The organism is Laspinema olomoucense D3b, from assembly GCF_025370785.1.
Taxonomy (GTDB): Bacteria; Cyanobacteriota; Cyanobacteriia; order Cyanobacteriales; family Laspinemataceae; genus Laspinema; species Laspinema olomoucense.
Genome location: NZ_JAMXFA010000006.1, coordinates 24,525 through 40,812, shown reverse-complemented (window position 1 = coordinate 40,812; position 16,288 = coordinate 24,525). Strand labels below are relative to the sequence as shown.

General features: G+C 48.7%; 13 protein-coding genes. 8 read left to right on the top strand and 5 right to left on the bottom strand.

Translation table 11 applies throughout. The features are described from left to right. The first annotated feature begins 1,307 nt into the window (after positions 1–1,307). Both NG792_RS05855 and NG792_RS05850 read left to right on the top strand, forming a co-directional pair. Entirely contained in the window at positions 1,308–1,802 is a 495-nt protein-coding gene (locus NG792_RS05855) for a hypothetical protein (protein WP_261234825.1), read from the top strand. A 235-nt stretch (positions 1,803–2,037) separates the two neighbouring features. Then, a complete protein-coding gene (locus NG792_RS05850; protein ID WP_261197854.1) occupies positions 2,038–2,235 on the top strand; it encodes a hypothetical protein in 198 nt (65 codons plus the stop codon). Between the two features lie 138 nt (positions 2,236–2,373). On the opposite strand, the gene cysE is transcribed toward NG792_RS05850, so the two are convergent. Together cysE and NG792_RS05840 are read right to left on the bottom strand one after the other, a co-directional pair. Beyond that, the gene (cysE, locus tag NG792_RS05845) at positions 2,374–3,126 is read right to left on the bottom strand and encodes a serine O-acetyltransferase (RefSeq protein ID WP_261197853.1); all 753 of its coding nucleotides are present in this window, start codon (positions 3,124–3,126) and stop codon (positions 2,374–2,376) included. A 160-nt stretch (positions 3,127–3,286) separates the two neighbouring features. Further along, positions 3,287–3,772 carry a hypothetical protein gene (locus NG792_RS05840; protein WP_261234824.1) on the bottom strand — a complete coding sequence of 162 codons (486 nt, stop codon included), beginning with the start codon at positions 3,770–3,772 and terminating at the stop codon, positions 3,287–3,289. 292 nt (positions 3,773–4,064) lie between these two features. Here NG792_RS05840 and NG792_RS05835 point away from each other — a divergent pair, with 292 nt between their 5' ends. Both NG792_RS05835 and NG792_RS05830 read left to right on the top strand, forming a co-directional pair. Next, a complete protein-coding gene (locus tag NG792_RS05835) occupies positions 4,065–4,223 on the top strand; it encodes a hypothetical protein (RefSeq protein ID WP_261234823.1) in 159 nt (52 codons plus the stop codon). Between the two features lie 127 nt (positions 4,224–4,350). Beyond that, positions 4,351–5,421, top strand: a complete 1,071-nt coding sequence (locus tag NG792_RS05830) for an ABC transporter permease (RefSeq protein WP_261234822.1) — start codon at positions 4,351–4,353, stop codon at positions 5,419–5,421. Positions 5,422–5,439: 18 nt separating this feature from the next. On the opposite strand, the gene NG792_RS05825 is transcribed toward NG792_RS05830, so the two are convergent. Beyond that, positions 5,440–6,570: an AI-2E family transporter gene (locus NG792_RS05825; protein WP_261234821.1), complete on the bottom strand. Its 1,131-nt coding sequence runs from the start codon at positions 6,568–6,570 to the stop codon at positions 5,440–5,442. 171 nt (positions 6,571–6,741) lie between these two features. After that, positions 6,742–7,587: an Npun_R2479 family HD domain-containing metalloprotein gene (locus tag NG792_RS05820; RefSeq protein WP_261234820.1), complete on the bottom strand. Its 846-nt coding sequence runs from the start codon at positions 7,585–7,587 to the stop codon at positions 6,742–6,744. A gap of 686 nt (positions 7,588–8,273) precedes the next feature. Between NG792_RS05820 and NG792_RS05815 the strand changes: the two genes are divergently transcribed. Next, positions 8,274–10,094, top strand: coding sequence for an efflux RND transporter periplasmic adaptor subunit (locus NG792_RS05815; protein WP_261197847.1), 1,821 nt, complete (start codon positions 8,274–8,276; stop codon positions 10,092–10,094). Between the two features lie 156 nt (positions 10,095–10,250). Here the strand turns inward: NG792_RS05815 and NG792_RS05810 are convergent, their stop codons facing one another. After that, the gene (locus tag NG792_RS05810) at positions 10,251–10,406 is read right to left on the bottom strand and encodes a hypothetical protein (protein WP_261234819.1); all 156 of its coding nucleotides are present in this window, start codon (positions 10,404–10,406) and stop codon (positions 10,251–10,253) included. Positions 10,407–10,438: 32 nt separating this feature from the next. Between NG792_RS05810 and NG792_RS05805 the strand changes: the two genes are divergently transcribed. From NG792_RS05805 to NG792_RS05795, 3 genes are all read left to right on the top strand, one after another. Continuing rightward, positions 10,439–13,660, top strand: coding sequence for an efflux RND transporter permease subunit (locus NG792_RS05805; RefSeq protein ID WP_261234818.1), 3,222 nt, complete (start codon positions 10,439–10,441; stop codon positions 13,658–13,660). Positions 13,661–13,837: 177 nt separating this feature from the next. Further along, positions 13,838–15,007, top strand: coding sequence for an anhydro-N-acetylmuramic acid kinase (locus NG792_RS05800; protein WP_261234817.1), 1,170 nt, complete (start codon positions 13,838–13,840; stop codon positions 15,005–15,007). Positions 15,008–15,836: 829 nt separating this feature from the next. Then, complete coding sequence (locus NG792_RS05795; protein WP_261197844.1) at positions 15,837–16,286, top strand: hypothetical protein; 450 nt, start codon at positions 15,837–15,839, stop codon at positions 16,284–16,286. Positions 16,287–16,288: the final 2 nt, after the last annotated feature.

Sequence of the window (16,288 nt, the reverse complement as noted above, 5' to 3'; positions counted from 1 at the left end):
CAGGGGTGGGATGAATTCTCCTGAGAGTTGTAAGTACATGAGCAAAATATCTTAATAGGATTCTATATCTATCTCTAGGAGTAGCCTCGGGTTTTTATGCGTTTTTTTACCTTCTTTATGAAAATTTCACAAACTTGATGCTCATCGGCTACTGAAAACCAGCAGATTGTTTATAAAAATTTAAGCCGGTTAGGGAGTCGTATTCCTTTCGAGTCAAAGGTTAGACAGGAATTATTGGGATCATTCCCCAGCGTAGAGAAGCGCTTTTTGGCAGGGGATTTTTTATCCCGAGTCGGGTCGCCTGGAGTACCGAGTCACTCCTCAGACAGACGCGCTGAGGATGAGCGCATTGAGAATTTTGGCAGCGCTTCGCACTAAATATTGTGCTTGGTCGGTCAGGCTGCTGTTTATGATTTAATTTTGTTCTGATTTTTCAATTTTTAAAATATATACAGCGAGTTTGAATCTTTCGGGACAGAGGAGTGAGAGCATCTTGCTTTCTTGTAGCAGCAAAAAGCAAGCAAAATGCTCATACTGGCTTTAAAATTTGTTTAATTGAGTGAAAATTTTATATTACTTTACTAATTGATTAACCCAAGCGAAAAACATCAATGTAAAGACGATTTTCAATTTAATTCCCTGGCAAAATTTTGGAGATCCAGACACTCTTGAAGTTTCTGCCAGCCTCTTTAGGGGGTGATGGAGGAGGGGGATTGTATAAAATTTCGAGAGCAGGGGGAAGGACAGCCTGTTTTTGATTACCTTGGGTTCATTTGCTGATTATCTCGATGAATGGGACACTTTTTCGAGCAAAAATGGGTGGGAGCATATCCCGGGGATTTCCTCATTCTGCGTGAGCAAGAGGAAGGATTGCTTTGCTTTCTCTCTCGCTCAACAAGCGTCTCACGTTTGGGCCTTGGGCCAAAGGGGAAGAAGGAAAGGGGCTAAGGTGAGTGAACTAGCTATAAGCGGATTAGACGGAAACAGACTCAGACAAAGTTCACCATTTTGAGAAGAGGGTTGGAGAGTCGGTCGGAGACCCTAAAGATATTTTAAAAAATATAACAAAATGGAAAAATGGGCAATAAATATGAGAAAATAAGAATAAGAAAACCCATAATTGTTGGCGACAATGAGAGGAATTATTCGGTCAATCTAGTTTAGATTTTGCCCCATCTCTCCTGGACCTCATTCCCTGGGTTTATCGCGATCGCCCTCTAATTAGGTAGGACCGAAAACCTTCTAATTGTTACCCGGGCGTCGCGAGTCTTTCATGAGATCATCTATAACCGTTCCTGCTTAAAACTATGGTTCAGTACACGATCGCCCAATCTCCAGAAATTATCTTGACCGTTGCGGGCAAAGATTCAACAAAAGCCCGTGACAAAGCAATGGATCAACTCCTCGAAATGATGGATGAGGGGAAACTGCCCCCCAAACTTTCTAACAAACTCTCCGAGGGATTTAGCCCCGATGAATTTATTGAAGTGAAAGAGCCCGACAGCTTAGATGAAAGCACCGATGATGCGCTGACAGAAGCGGTCCAAATTCTTAGCAGTTTGGTCACCCTCAAAGAAAAAGTGGATAGGTCCCATGCCGAGGCGCTCAAAGTGCGTGAGCAAATCGATATTCTCTTTCAGGACCGCCCTGTTACTGAAGAAGAAATTGCCAATCTTAAAGAAGGGTTTAAAACCCTAAAAACCTTTGCCCAAGCGAATCAGCGCTATCAAGCGGCGAGAGACCAAGCGGAAGAAGCGCGAAATATTCTCGATCGCGTCTTAAAATCCACCACTGCTGAGTAATCTCCGATGCAATGGATGCGACTGCACCAAATCCCGTCCGCAGTCGCATCCCTAATTCTTCGAGTAAAAAGAGTTTAAATCTTGATGTTCAGATTGTATTCAATCCAGAAAATTGATAGAATGAACGACAGATGATGCTTATGGATTGAGTCGCCGTCGGTCAAAACCGAACTGGCATCGCATCCGAAATTATCCTTAAACTCCAGTTGTCGTTAAGCGTGAGAGGGCGATCGCCTTGTTCAATACCATCCAAGCGAACTTACCGATTTTATACTTCTTAGCAGTCGCGCATTGTATCATGGGACTCCTCGCCGCAGGGGTTGCCCAACGCAAAGGATATCATCAGGGTTTTTGGCTGATTTGGGGACTGATTGGCGGGACTGTCGCCTTTGTCACCGCTTCCCGATTAAAACCCAAAACTGATATATTCTAGCCCGCGCTTCTCGGGCTTTGTCCGTATAGCCGCACCCTTCAGGGTGTAGGGTTTTGCTCCATAAAAATAGCCCGCCGAAGCGGGCATTGATGAGTCGTAGCGTAGTATTGAATCGGTTTTGAGAGGATTTGCAGGGGGTCAAATACCTGACCCATCCAGAAACTCCTGAATCGCTTTATTATTAAGGTTACAATTCGGCGGGAGTTGCTCTAAAGAGAACTCTTCAGAACGGGCACCGACTAACACAAAAGAAGGTTTCTGGGGTTTCATATCTTGAACTTGCTGTTCGAGAGCTTCAATGCGATCGAGTAAACTGCGAATCGCCGATGCTTCTGAATCAGGCAATTGACCATGTTCCAAGGGGTTGACTCGAACCCCCGAACGATAGAGAATCCGACCGGGAACGCCGACTACGGTACAATCCGAAGGAACATCCCGCAGGACCACAGAACCAGCACCAATGCGGACATTATTGCCAATTTGGATATTACCCAGCACCTTGGCACCAGCACCAACAACAACATTTTCCCCGAGGGTGGGGTGACGCTTGCCGGACTCTTTCCCGGTACCGCCGAGGGTGACCCCTTGATAAATCAAGCTATAATCGCCCACGATCGCCGTTTCGCCAATGACCACTCCCATGCCATGATCGATGAAAACTCCCCTACCGATCGCCGCGCCGGGGTGAATTTCAATCCCGGTGAAAAAGCGACCCAGATGAGAAATCAGGCGCGGAATGAAGGGAATGCCGACTTGGTGTAACCAGTGGGCGACACGGTGAAACAGCAGCGCTTGTAAACCTGGATAGCAAAACAAAACTTCTAGCCAGTTGCGTGCCGCTGGGTCACGCTCAAAGATAATTTGGAAGTCAGCTACAAGGGTATTTAGCACGCTTCGTTAGCACTCTCGGCAAATAGACCAATTCTTATTGTACCGTGCTTAGACGAATCCGACCGATCGCCCCTGGATCCGAAGCCGCTTTCTGGGGGAAATGTCACCGCTTCAACATTTTCCCGAGTTAATTTTCCTTTCAAGGCGCTGTACCCGACCCTTACTCATAAACGGAAAGTCGATAGCGGCGGCGAACTCCCATTTCTTTCGTGCCCACCCAAATCTGATAAGTCCCTTGGGGCCAGCCTGTATCTGTGATTTGGGCGTCCCGACTTAACTCGGTATTATCCCCACAGCGAAAGGTATTATCGGGTCCTCGGATAATTAAGGTGGTATCCAGATCTCTGCTCTTTATTTCGACCGTTAACTCGGGAAAGTCAGCACGTAATTCCATGATAGGATCCGGAGTTGGATCTCCGAATCCTAGACAGAGTTGGTTCTGGCGATCGCGCACGGTGGTGACGGCAGGAAGCGAGATAGAACCCCCTGTAAAACCCGAGACAACTCCACTACTGGATTGAAATCCCCGGGATAAAATTATGGGTTTAAAATTGGCCGAATTGGCGAAAGCGGGAAGGACATTGAACGCAAAGGTTAAGGCGATCGTACCGGTCCATTTCCAGAGATTGATGCCATTTGTTAACATAGTTTTACCCTCCTTTTGCCTAATTGTGGAATTCAGCTTGCAATTCTCTAGGGCTTCTGGTTAGGGATTAGAGAAAAGAGGACCAGAAGGGGGTTTGTGAACCTTTCTTGGTGACAAAGCAGACCAAGATTGGGTCAAGAAACCCGGTTTCTAACCCCTACTGTAACGACCAGGCCCTAGGTCTTCGATGTGCCAATAAGAGGTGAATCGATATTATCGATATTGCTGCTTTCTATGTTAACGAATGCCAAAATCTGATAGCCCTCTCGATTATTTTCCTTAAATTGTCATTATGTCTGTGATTGTCATGTTAGTAGTCAGTTACCTGGCTTGGTTGCTGACTTCATTGTTAGTGAGTATCCCCCTGCTGTTGGTAGGGTCGATCCGCTTGCCTTTACAGGTGGGTTTGTTTGTCATTTTTCTGCTAATTTTATGGACAGTGGATGATTGAGGGGGACAAAAGATATCGCCACTCTTGAGGATGAGAGGGAAGCAATCTCGTCCTTGAGCGCCAGTGCTGATGCTCCCTTGGCTCTATTATTTTCGATTCTTTAAACCGTAAAAACCTAAAAAATACGATGAACTGGTGGAAAAAGTTAAAAAAGAATCCCTTGGCTCGGTTAGGAGCTATTTTGTTATTGGTCTTTTACTTAGGGGCGATCGCGGCGGAATTTGTTGCCCCTTATGATGCTTACAGTTCCCAGGCGAATGGGGCGCTGTTGCCACCGACACAGATTTACTGGCGGAATCAAACCACGGGAGCCTTTATGGGTCCCCATGTTTATCCAACCAGCCAAGGGGCGATCGACCTAGAAACCGGCGATCGCGAATTGATCGTCGATTTTGAGCAACCTTCCCGAATCGGACTCTTTGTCAAAGGACCCGCCTATAAACTCTTTGGATTCATTCCCGGAGACATTCATCTGTTGGGTACCACAGGACCTGCACCCTTAAACCTGCTAGGGACCGACGATCAAGCGCGCGATCAATTCAGCCGCTTGGTCCTCGGGGCGAGAATTAGCTTATTTATCGGGTTAGTTGGTATTTCGATTTCCTTTCCCCTAGGAACGATTGTGGGCGGGATTTCAGGGTATTTTGGCGGCCCCGTCGATAGCATCTTAATGCGCCTGGTGGAAGTGTTGATGACCATTCCCAGCATCTATCTCTTGGTGACCCTCACCCTGATTTTACCCGCTGGAATCAGCAGCGCCCAAAGGTTTATCTTAATTGTGGTGATTACCTCCTTTGTGAGTTGGTCCGGACTGGCGCGGGTGATTCGAGGTCAAGTTTTGTCCATTAAAGAGCGCGAATTTGTCCAGTCGGCGAAAGCAATGGGAGCAAAACCGCTCTACATTATTGTCCGGCACGTCATCCCCCAGACGGCTACCTATACGATTATTGCGGCAACCCTCTCGATTCCTGGGTTTATCGTCGCCGAATCGGTGCTGAGTCTGATTGGGTTAGGAATTCAGCAGCCGGATCCTTCCTGGGGGAATATGCTCTCCCTGTCTACCAATGCCTCAATTTTGCTGTTGCAACCTTGGTTAGTCTGGCCCCCAGCCCTGTTAATTATTTTGACCGTACTGGCGTTTAACCTACTGGGGGATGGGTTGCGCGATGCGCTGGACCCTCGGAGCGTGGAACGGTAACGGGAGTGAGGGATTGGGTCAATCGGGGAGGCGATCGCCTAGGGGAATTGCCGTTTCTGCCGGTAGCGGTAACGGGGGTTCTGGACTGAGGATATTGTTGAAGAAACTCCCAGTTTGCGGGGGTGAGGTGGGGTCGATCGCAATTTCCACAATACTTTTGATCACCCCAGTCAGAGGAATCGCCAGGATAATCCCTAACAATCCTCCAACTTTGGCTCCTAACAGCAGGGAGGCAAAAATAATCACTGGGGATAATCCGGTGAGACTGCCCATAATCCGAGGAGCCATAATATTATCCTTGACCTGTTGCAAGGCGATCGCCACGGCTAAAACTTGCAGAGCCAACCACCAATCAATAAACGCCACAATCAGGCAAACCGCACCAATCCCCAGCGTTGCCCCCACAAAAGGAATAACTTCCATGATGCCAATAAATACCGCAAATAAGAGGAAAAACGGGACTCGTAATGCCCAAAATGCCGGAGTCAGGGTCACTGCCATAAATAACCCTAGCAGCAATTGTCCTGAGACAAATTTTTGAAGATTTCGCTGCAAAGACTCCGTGAGTTGATCCCGAATAATCGGGGCGAAAATCCAGGTGAGGGTGCGCCACAAACGGTCCCCATCCAGGAGCATATAAAATGAGATAACCAGAATCAGCACGCCATCTAAGAACCAGCTCACGGTTCCCAGGACCAAGCCAAACCCTCGGGAGGCGATCGCCTGCACCTGTCCCTGCATTCGTTCCCCGATCTGTTGCCCCACCAGCCCCACATCAAAAGGCAAATTGCGTTGCTCACTCCAAGTCTGAAATTCGCCTAATTGGTCCTGTGCCGACTTAAGCAAGGCAGGAAAGTTGTCAATTAATTGCCGACCCTGATTAAAGACTGGCGGCACCACCGTCAATGCCAGCACCAACACCAGTAAACCCGCCAGCAAATAGACCCCCACCGCCGCAATCCCACGGGGTACAACGGTTTGCAATCGACTCACCGGATAGTTGAGTAAAAAGGCAATCAACCCCGCAGTAACCAGAATCCCGATCGCTTCTCCAACATAACTGAGCGCACTCAGGGTAGCCCAACCCACCGCTAACATAAGTAGCCAAGTTAGTAAAAACTGTTGGAACGGTGAAAAAACTTGTTTCATGAATCAAGAGGGGCTTTCACTAGACATCTTGCCTCATTATTTTAATGGGATGAGGCGAAACCTCGTGGAGAATCCACCTCATTCCATCACGCGATCGCCCCCTTCTCCAGGCTCAACCCCTCTGCAACTCCAATGCTTGTCACAGCAGTTGTTCTGTCCCAGTTTCACCTATTACTCGGGCTGCTCTTGGGCGCTCTCATGTTCGACCACAAAAACATTAGAGTAGAGATTGGCGATCACCTGTTTTCCTTGCTGGGTGAGCGTCAGATACTCTAAGGCATCTTTGACGTAGGGGAAAACCCCATTCCAATAAAACTTGGGATAGTTCTTCCGTAAATCCCCCGGATGCTTATAGCCGAGCACCGCATTCGTGCCGGTTTCTTCAAATTCATAGAACAAAGCGCCGATTTTCTTCAAATAGCGCGGATCGCTCAGTTGTCCGATTAAATCTGCCGCCCGAACCATCCCAGGATAGTTAATCGTATCTTGGTGATCCTCGGCTTTCGGGACTGGAAACCGGGTGAGTTCGATGTTGTACTTAATCTCTTCAGCATCAATCAGTTTATGACCCCCAAACCGTTCGTCAATAAACAGTTTGGCGCGATCGACGTGATACGGCGTCAGTCCTGCATCGCTTGAACCCGGTTTGAGCTTAATCATTTCCCCATTTTGTCCCGTGGCATACCATCCATTGTTGTCCTGTCGGCACACGCCCTTGACATAGCCAATATCATGACAGACTAGGGAAATAATGAAATGAAGCCATCCTTCACAAGACACCCCTCCTTCCCGGATGTGCTTGCCTCGCATGATCTCCTGCCCCACCAAAGTCACTAAAATGGTATGTTCGACATTGTGGTACAGGGCATCACTGTTGGCAATATTCTCTAGGGCCATGCTCCCCGCCCAGGCAATAATATCCTCGTAGTCCGGTTTATATCCTCCGTAGGTTCTGCGGTAGCCTTCCCTCAGCTTGTGCACAAAGTTGTCGATCAGTAGTTCAGTGGTATTGAGCATAGTTGGTACTCGCGCTTTGCAGAGTTCTATTTTCCCGGGTTTGCAGGAGTTGCAGATGGTTCTTCTTTTTATTTACCCCATCTTTGTCTATCTTGTCATCAAAAGTTGGGCGGGTTTTGTCCGAGTCCGGGTCCCGTTCCTCTTCCCCTGATCCTACAAGGCTAGGCTTTGGATCCACGCTTCCTCGGAGGACGGTTCTCTTACAGCCGTTCTTCTCCCCCTTTCCCTGGTGGGTTCCGATGGTTTTGGGCTGGACTATTCCATTCCCTAGTTTATGGTTATATTGCCCTTCTGTTTCACTTCCAGCATTTTTAGAGGGGAAGCAGCTTTTTTCTCTGACCCAGATTACGGAATGAGAAAAATATGCAAAAAAAAGACTTATTATTATAATTCAATTTTGTTTAAAGACCTAAAATGCTTTCAGCAGTAGTTTTAGTGGGAATTGATTCTCAATTCGGGCATTTTCAACTTTTCCTAAATTGCTGATAGATAATTTGCAATAGGGGAACATGGGGAAATGGAGGTTTGTAGTAAAAATGACATCCCTAAAGAGAACAAAGTCTATTAAAATTTAAGAAATGAAACAAATTGCAATGTTTCTTTGCAAATGCTAAAAATTATTACGCTAAAGACTTGGGGGGAAAATGAGGAAAGGGGCTTTCTCACAAGCGGAGACTGAGGACACAATGGAAAACCCAGACATTCAAGACTCAGGGAGGCTGCCTCAAGAGTCTGGTCTTAAATTGGAGCCGGTAGAGGATTCAGAGGATTCAGAGGAGTCTGCCCTTGGCACAACTCGCGATGCCGCCCCCCCAAGAACGAGCGACTGGAAAAAACTGATGGTGGGGATAGGGATTGGGGTGGCGATCGCCGTCGGTGGAATGCAGCTACTGAATAGACCCCAGGAAAAAACGGCGGCGAATTCTTCGGGAGTGGCGGCAGAAGCGCCGAATGCCCAACCTGTTGCCAATCAAACCGTCACCGTAGCGATCGCAGAAAGCGCCCGAGTAGAAAGGTCCCTAGATGCCACCGGAACTGTGCAAGCCTACGACCTTTTGCCGGTACTGCCCCAAGCATCCGGCTTGCAAATCCAGCAAGTCTTAGTGGATGAGGGAGATTTAGTGGAAGCGGGGCAGGTTTTGGCAATCCTCGATGATGCCGTAGAGCGATCGCAAATCACCGAAGCCGAGGCTCAAATCGACTCAGCTAGATCCACTGTAGCAGACCGACAAGCGGCGATCGCCATTGCCGAAGCTGCCGTCTCCCAAGCCCTTGCCACCCAATCGGAAGCCGAAGCCGCTGTTGCCACAGCCATCGCCGCCAAAGCCGAAGTGGAAGCCGGGGCAGGACAGGTTACGGCAGCTCTTTCCGAAGCCAAATCAGAGGTTTCCCAGGCAGTGGCTGCCCAAGCTGAAGCCGAAGCGGGACTCGAACAAACCCGCGCCAGTCTCGCCCAAGCCCAAGCCGAACTCGCCCAAGCCGAACGAGAACGCGATCGCTATCAACAATTAGCCGAAGCCGGGGCCGTTTCCACCCAAGAATTGGAAACCCGCAGCACAGCGGCTGACAACGCCCGAGAACGGGTGCGGGTCGCCCAGGCTAATATTAAAAGTGCTGAAGCTAGGATTGCCAGCAGTGAGGCGAATATTGCCAGCATGAGGTCCCGAGTTGTCAGCGCCAACTCCAACATTGAGATCACCAAGGCGCGGGTGCAAAGTGCTGAATCCAACGTTAACAGCGCTCAAGCCCGACTGGAAAGCGCCATTGCCAACGTCCGGATCGCGCGATCGCAACTAGACAGTGCCCGCGCTAATGCCAACGGTTCCGCAGCCAGCCTCCGCAGTACCCAAGCCCGGGCGCAACAGGTGGAAACCCAACAAGAACGCACCGTGGTCCGCGCACCAAAAGCGGGGATTATCGCTGAAAGAGTCGCCCGAGTTGGGGATGTGACCAGTAATACAAAACAACTGTTTTCGATTATTGCTAACGGTCAACTCGAACTCCAGGTCAAAATTCCCGAAACTCAATTATCCCAAATCAAAATTGGTGCACCTGTTGAGGTAACCTCCGATGCGGATAGCCGGATTAAGGTAGCAGGGACTGTGCGGGAAATTGCTCCCTTGGTTGATGAAGAAAGCCGTCAGGCAACGGTTAAAGTCAGTTTGCCTTCGGATTCAATTTTGAGGCCCGGGATGTTTTTAAGGGCTGGAATTACCACCAGTGCGACGCAATCGATTACGATTCCTGGAAAAGCCGTCTTGCCGCAAGCCAATGGTTCGGCGATCGTCTATCGCTTAGTGGGGGAAGATATTGTGCAGGCACAGCCGGTAGAAGTGGGAGAGGTGGCTTCCGGGTCTCCCACGGACCTCAGTAGCACCCGCGTGGAAATTAAAAGCGGTTTATCTTTAGGCGATCGCGTGGTAGTCGAGGGTGCTGCGTATCTGAAAGATGGCGATCGCATTCGCATTGCTGAGGAAGTTACTCCGACTCCCCAGGTTGAGCTTTAGATCTGTCATTTGTCATTGGTAATTTGTCATTGGTCCTTGGTTGATGGGGAGTGATGGGGAGGACCGCTCATGTATCTCTCGTATCATGGCTCTGCCGTGATACGCACATCTTGCGGCTCTGCCGCCTGATCCTGTACTGGAGGCAGAGCCTCCAGATTACATGACTCGCTTAAGCCAAGTCACGAGGAAATCTCCCCCATCCTCCCCATCCTCCCCATCCTCCCCATCCTCCCCATCCTCCCCATCCTCCCTATCTCCCCCATCTCCCCTATCCTCCCTATCTCCCCCATCCTCCCCATCTCCCCCATCCACCCCTATCCTGAAACTACACCCTAGATCCGCTCATGTCTTTTCACATCTCCACTTGGTCTATCAAAAGCCCCGTTCCCACCCTAGTCATGTTTCTCATTTTGACAGTGGTGGGCTGGATGAGCTTTGGTCAGTTGGGTATTGATGAAAATCCCAATATTGATATTCCCATCGTGAGTATTACCGTCACCCAAACGGGTGCAGGACCGACGGAACTCGAAACCCAGGTGACCCGAAAAGTTGAGGATGCGGTTGCTGGGTTAGGGAATATTGACGAACTCATCTCCACCGTCACCGATGGGATATCCACGACTACGATTAACTTTATTTTGGGAACCGATAGCGATCGCGCCACCAATGATGTTCGCAATGCGATCGCTCAAATTCGCCAAGACTTACCCCAAGATATTAACGACCCCATCGTGAGCCGCCTCGACTTTGCCGGGGGGCCAATTCTTACCTACGCCCTGCGGTCCGATCGCCGCAGTGTGGAAGAATTGAGCGATTTAGTCGATCGCCCCATTGCTCGCGCTATCCTCGCTGTTCCCGGAGTCGCTCAAATCAATCGGATTGGTGGCGTGGACCGCGAAATCCTCATCGAACTCGACCCGGTTCGTATCAAAGCTTTGGGCATTACCGCCACCCAAATTAACGACCAAATTCGCAGCTTAAATATCAACCTCCCTGGGGGTCGTTCCCAAGTCGGCGGCAGTGAAAACACCATTCGCACCCTTGGTTCGGCTCAAACCGTCGAAGCATTGCGACAAAACCGCATTGTCCTCCCTTCCGGGGAAGCGGTTCCCCTGGAAAGTGTCGCTAACGTTATTGATGGATTCGCCGAACCCCAACAAAGCGCCCGATTCTGGTCCGTTCAAGAGGGTGTCAATACCCAACCTCAAGCCACCAACTCCGGGGAAATTGCCACCCCCGTGGTTGCCTTTTCCGTGTTGCGGAGTACCGGCAGTACCCTGGTTACTGTGGAGGAAGGGGTCCGAGAAAGCATCCAGGAACTGCAAAAAACCCTACCGGATGATATCGAATTTGAACTAATCTTTACCCGCGCCGATGAGATTCGTGAGTCCTATCAAGCTTCCATTGATGACTTGGTAATCAGTTGTTTCCTAACGGTTGGCGTGGGGGGTTTATTTTTAAAAGATTGGCGGGCCACGTTGATTACTGCGGTTGCGTTACCCCTGTCAATCATTCCCACCTTTATGGTGATGCGGCTCGTGGATTATACCCTCAATGGGATGACGTTGCTGGCTCTCTCTTTGGCGGTGGGAAATTTAGTCGATGATGCAATCTGCATGGTTGAAAATATTGACCAACATTTAAACATGGGGAAAAGACCCTATCAAGCTGCAATAGATGCCGCCCAAGAACTTGGGTTAGCGGTGTTAGCAACTACAGCAACTATTGTGGCGGTGTTTTTGCCCGTGGCATTTATGGGAGGAATTCCCGGTCAGTTTTTCCGACCCTTTGGGGTGACGGTTTCGGTTTCCACCATGTTTTCAACCTTTGTGGCAATTACAATGACGCCGATGTTAAGTGCCTATTTGCTCAAAGACAAGCACTCCTCAAGCCAAAAACGCAGAAGTAAGAAGAACTCAATGGGAACCGCATCGGAGGAAATGCCCAATTCCCCCCGTCGAAAAATTACGCCCTATCGCACGGCTCTCACTTGGGCGCTGAAACATCGGGCGATTACGTTGTTAATTGCGTTCGCTTTCTTCCTGGGCAGTTTGCAGTTAGTGCCTTATATTCCTAAGGGTTTGTTTAATAGTGGGGATACCGGGTTAAGTACGGTGAATGTGGAACTGCCTCCGGGTTCTACTCTGCGGGAGACCGATCGCACAGCCCAACGCACGATCGCCCTGTTACAACAACATCCAGCGGTGGGAAGTGTGCTGGCAACGGTGGGCAGTGGCGGTTCATCTCGGGAACTGAATAGGGGTACATTGTATGTAAATTTGTTGCCAAAGGAGGATCGGGAGGTCTCCCAACAAGCTTTTGAGCAACAAATGCGCGAAGAGTTTACCAAAATTCCTGGTGCAAGAATTAGTTTCCAGTCTGCTGGGGCGGGGGGAAGCAACAAAGATTTATCAATTGTGTTAAAAAGTGAGAATCCCACAGCTTTGCAAGAGGCTGCGGATACTTTAGAACGACAGATGCGCGAAGTCCCGGGATTGGTAGAGGTGTCCTCTAGTGCATCAGTGGTTAAACCGGAGATTTTGATTAAACCCGACCCCCAACGGGCCGCAGATTTAGGGGTATCCGTGCAGGCGATCGCCCGGACTGCATCCCTAGCAACTTTGGGGGACAATGAGGCGAATTTGGCTAAATTTGAGTTAAGCGATCGGCAAATTCCCATCCGAGTCTGGTTATCGGAAAGCTATCGCAATGACCTCAAGGCGATCGGTAATCTGGAAATTCCTAGTCAATCCGGGGATTTAGTCCCCTTATCTGCGGTTGCTAACATCGTCCTGGGCAGTGGTCCAGCCCAAATCGATCGCTATGATCGCGCCCGTCAAGTCTCCATTGAAGCCAATTTACAAGGCATTTCCCTCGGCGATGCTCTCGCAAAAGTTGAAGTGCTACCGGGGATGACACTCCCTCCCGGGGTTGAACAACAATCTTCGGGAGATGCCAAAATTATGCAAGAAATTTTCGGACGCTTCTTGGGGGCCTTAGGACTAGCTGTCCTCTCGATTTTTGCTATCTTAGTCCTTTTGTATAACAGTTTTTTGCATCCCGTAACCATTATGGTTTCCCTCCCTCTCTCCATTGGGGGCGCACTTCTCGGACTCCTGGTTACCCAAAAAGAATTAGGACTTTTTGCCTTAATTGGAATTGTCATGCTAATGGGATTAGTTACCAAAAATGCCATTTTGTTAGTCGATTGCACTCTCGCCAATCAAGAACAAGGAATGCGACAAGTTCCAGCAATTATAGAAGCGGGAGTTTCCCGATTACGCCCGATTTGTATGACCGCCCTTTCCACCGTTGCCGGAATGATGCCGATCGCCCTGGAAATTGGGGCTGGCGGCGAAGTCCGTTCTCCAATGGCGATCGCCGTTATTGGTGGATTTTCCACCTCCACCCTCTTAACCTTAATCGTCGTCCCCGTCTTATTTACCTACGTTGATGGATTTCAAACTTTCCTTAAAAACCTCATGAATAGCAAATCTCGTCACCGTCGCAAGTTAAAAGCCCTCCAAGGCAAAAAGGATAAAATTAAGGTTCTCGGCTTAAAATAACAGCCCATTCAGGACAAGAATGAAAACTAAAAACTTCCCAACTCACATTCAATGCTTGTAGTAGCGACTGAAGTCGTTCTCGTAAGTTTAGTATCAAAACTGAAATCGTTCTGTGAACTTCGTAGCAATGACTGAATTGGTTGTAAGATTAACACCATTGGCAAATTTACCGAACTCATGACACGAGTAATTGGCTTAATTAGTGGCACTTCTGTAGATGGCATTGATGCGGCGATGGTGGAGATCACCGGAACCGAATCCGATCTCCAGGTGGATTGGATAGCAGGCACAACCTATCCCTATCCAGAACCGCTGCGACAACAAATTTTAGCGGTTTGTGCAGGGGATCCGGTATCAATGGCGGAATTTGCTGACCTTGATGATGCGATCGCCCAAACTTTTGCCCATGCTGCCTTAACCCTGCAAGGAGACAACTCGGTAGACTTAATCGGTTCTCATGGACAAACCGTTTACCATCGTCCCCCTCAGACAAAACAACTCGGGTACAGTCTGCAATTAGGACGAGGTGAAGTCATTGCCAAACTTACCGGAATTCCCACTATCACCAACTTTCGCGCCGGGGATATCGCGGCAGGAGGACAAGGTGCGCCCCTGGTTCCTAAAGTGGACCTCTACCTCCTGGGCGATCGCCACCATTATCAATGTGTTCAAAATATTGGCGGCATCGGCAATGTGGCATTTATTCCCCCTCAACAAAATTCCCCCTCTACGGGTTCTCATTCTCCCCAGATGCTGGGATGGGATACGGGTCCTGGGAATAGCCTCATCGATTTAGCCGTTCAATACCTCACCAATGGGGAAGCCAACTACGACCGAGATGGGGCTTGGGCTGCTAAGGGAGTGCCCTGCCAACCTTTACTGGCTCATTGGCTTCAACATCCATTTTTCCACGAACCGCCCCCCAAGTCTACGGGACGAGAATTATTTGGATGGGACTATTTTCGCGACTGTTTATCCGATGCTGAACCCTATTCCCTCACTCCCGAGGATTTGCTGGCAACTCTAACACAACTCACCGTAGAGGCGATCGCCATCAACTATCGCTCTTTTTTACCCGTGCCCCCAAGTCGGGTCCTGTTATGTGGCGGTGGAAGTCGCAACAGTTATTTAAAACAACGTTTACAAACCCGCTTGCAGGAAATCTATGGTCAATCTGTGGCGATATTGACCACCGATGAAGTGGGCATGAATGCCGATTTTAAAGAGGCGATCGCCTTTGCAGTTTTAGCCTATTGGCGTCAAGAAGAAATTCCCGGAAATCTACCCGAATGTACTGGCGCTAAAGTCCCTGCCCTCTTGGGAGAAATTCACTATCCTATTTTGTGACATTTTAGAGCTAAAATAAGGGGGTAGTCCCAGGATTTAAAAGGTTTGACCTCAAACCTAACTCAAGCCTAAATTTTCCCCAAGCAGCCTATTGGCTTAATAATTTTCCCTATCTCACTTTAAAAACTACTAAATGAATTTTCTCTGAATTCAAATAACTAATTATATTAAGGTCCGTTAATTAACCTAAAAAAACATTTCTTCCTCTTCTCCCCCCTACAGCAATAAAAAAAAATGGATTATACTTTCCTCTCTTTTTACGAGAGGGTCTTAGGAGAGGTGGTAAGGGGGAAAGGGGGTTAGGTCAGTGTGAGTAATCGACCCAACATAATAAGGGTTTTATATCAAGTTTCGGAGATTGACCAAAAAACTCTTTTTTCCTCTTCTCCCCCGTACAGCAAAGGCATTTATTCTTTATACCTCCCTCTCCTCGTAGGAGAGGGCATTAGGAGAGGTGGTTCGGGGGGAAAGGGGGTTCGGTCAGGGGGGTGCGGGAGGGTAGATGATAGGATTGACAAATTTTCTAGTTGATTGCACCTGAACACAGCTAGAAAACTGATTCCTTGTCCCTGGGATGGAATACATTACCGACCTCTTAGGGGAATCCCTGAATCCACTTTAAAAGTAAAGAAAGTTTATAGGATTTATACTCAAAAACTGAGGAAATTATCAAATCAAATATTCAACCTAATAATTTATATCCGGTCTAGTTCCAGTTTTATGCTAAAAAGTCAAAAAATTTCTCCTTCATAAAAACCACGCCCCATAAAACCTGGTAGCATATAAATTCTATAGGGGCAGACTGCAATTCAAGCAAGGATATGGTGCCGTGAATCATATATTTTTACTACAACCGGGTCGCTGGACCCTTGAAGGCACTTGGTTAGAACGGAATGTTCCAACCAGTCCCGTCATCGGGAAAATTTTAGTGGCATGGACTCGGGAAGATTGGTTTAACATGGTGACCAAGCTGGTCTTTCCCGGAAGCGATCGCCCAGAAATCACCCTCCAATATCGGGGACATTTTGACCTGGGGGACCGGCAATACACCTTTGTCCTCCAACATAGCGAACTCGGACGAGTGGAGGGGGAAGGGTGGATCGCCCCAGAAACGATTATCCAGCGCTATTGGGTCCTTGGGGATGAAAAAAAGCGACGCAGTGGGTTTGAAACCTTGCATCGCCTCAATCACAACACCTACTACCATTCAAGCGGCATTTTAGCAGGGCACTACTTAACCAGTGCAATGGAAGCAACCCTCACGCGACTGGGGGATTAAAT

Bases quoted from the DNA above. Each gene is read 5' to 3' on its own strand.
- NG792_RS05855 (WP_261234825.1), top strand. From the start codon at position 1,308: ATGGTTCAGTACACGATCGCCCAATCTCCAGAAATTATCTTGACCGTT.
- NG792_RS05840 (WP_261234824.1), bottom strand. From the start codon at position 3,772: ATGTTAACAAATGGCATCAATCTCTGGAAATGGACCGGTACGATCGCC.
- NG792_RS05835 (WP_261234823.1), top strand. From the start codon at position 4,065: ATGTCTGTGATTGTCATGTTAGTAGTCAGTTACCTGGCTTGGTTGCTG.
- NG792_RS05830 (WP_261234822.1), top strand. From the start codon at position 4,351: ATGAACTGGTGGAAAAAGTTAAAAAAGAATCCCTTGGCTCGGTTAGGA.
- NG792_RS05825 (WP_261234821.1), bottom strand. From the start codon at position 6,570: ATGAAACAAGTTTTTTCACCGTTCCAACAGTTTTTACTAACTTGGCTA.
- NG792_RS05820 (WP_261234820.1), bottom strand. From the start codon at position 7,587: ATGCTCAATACCACTGAACTACTGATCGACAACTTTGTGCACAAGCTG.
- NG792_RS05815 (WP_261197847.1), top strand. From the start codon at position 8,274: ATGGAAAACCCAGACATTCAAGACTCAGGGAGGCTGCCTCAAGAGTCT.
- NG792_RS05805 (WP_261234818.1), top strand. From the start codon at position 10,439: ATGTCTTTTCACATCTCCACTTGGTCTATCAAAAGCCCCGTTCCCACC.
- NG792_RS05800 (WP_261234817.1), top strand. From the start codon at position 13,838: ATGACACGAGTAATTGGCTTAATTAGTGGCACTTCTGTAGATGGCATT.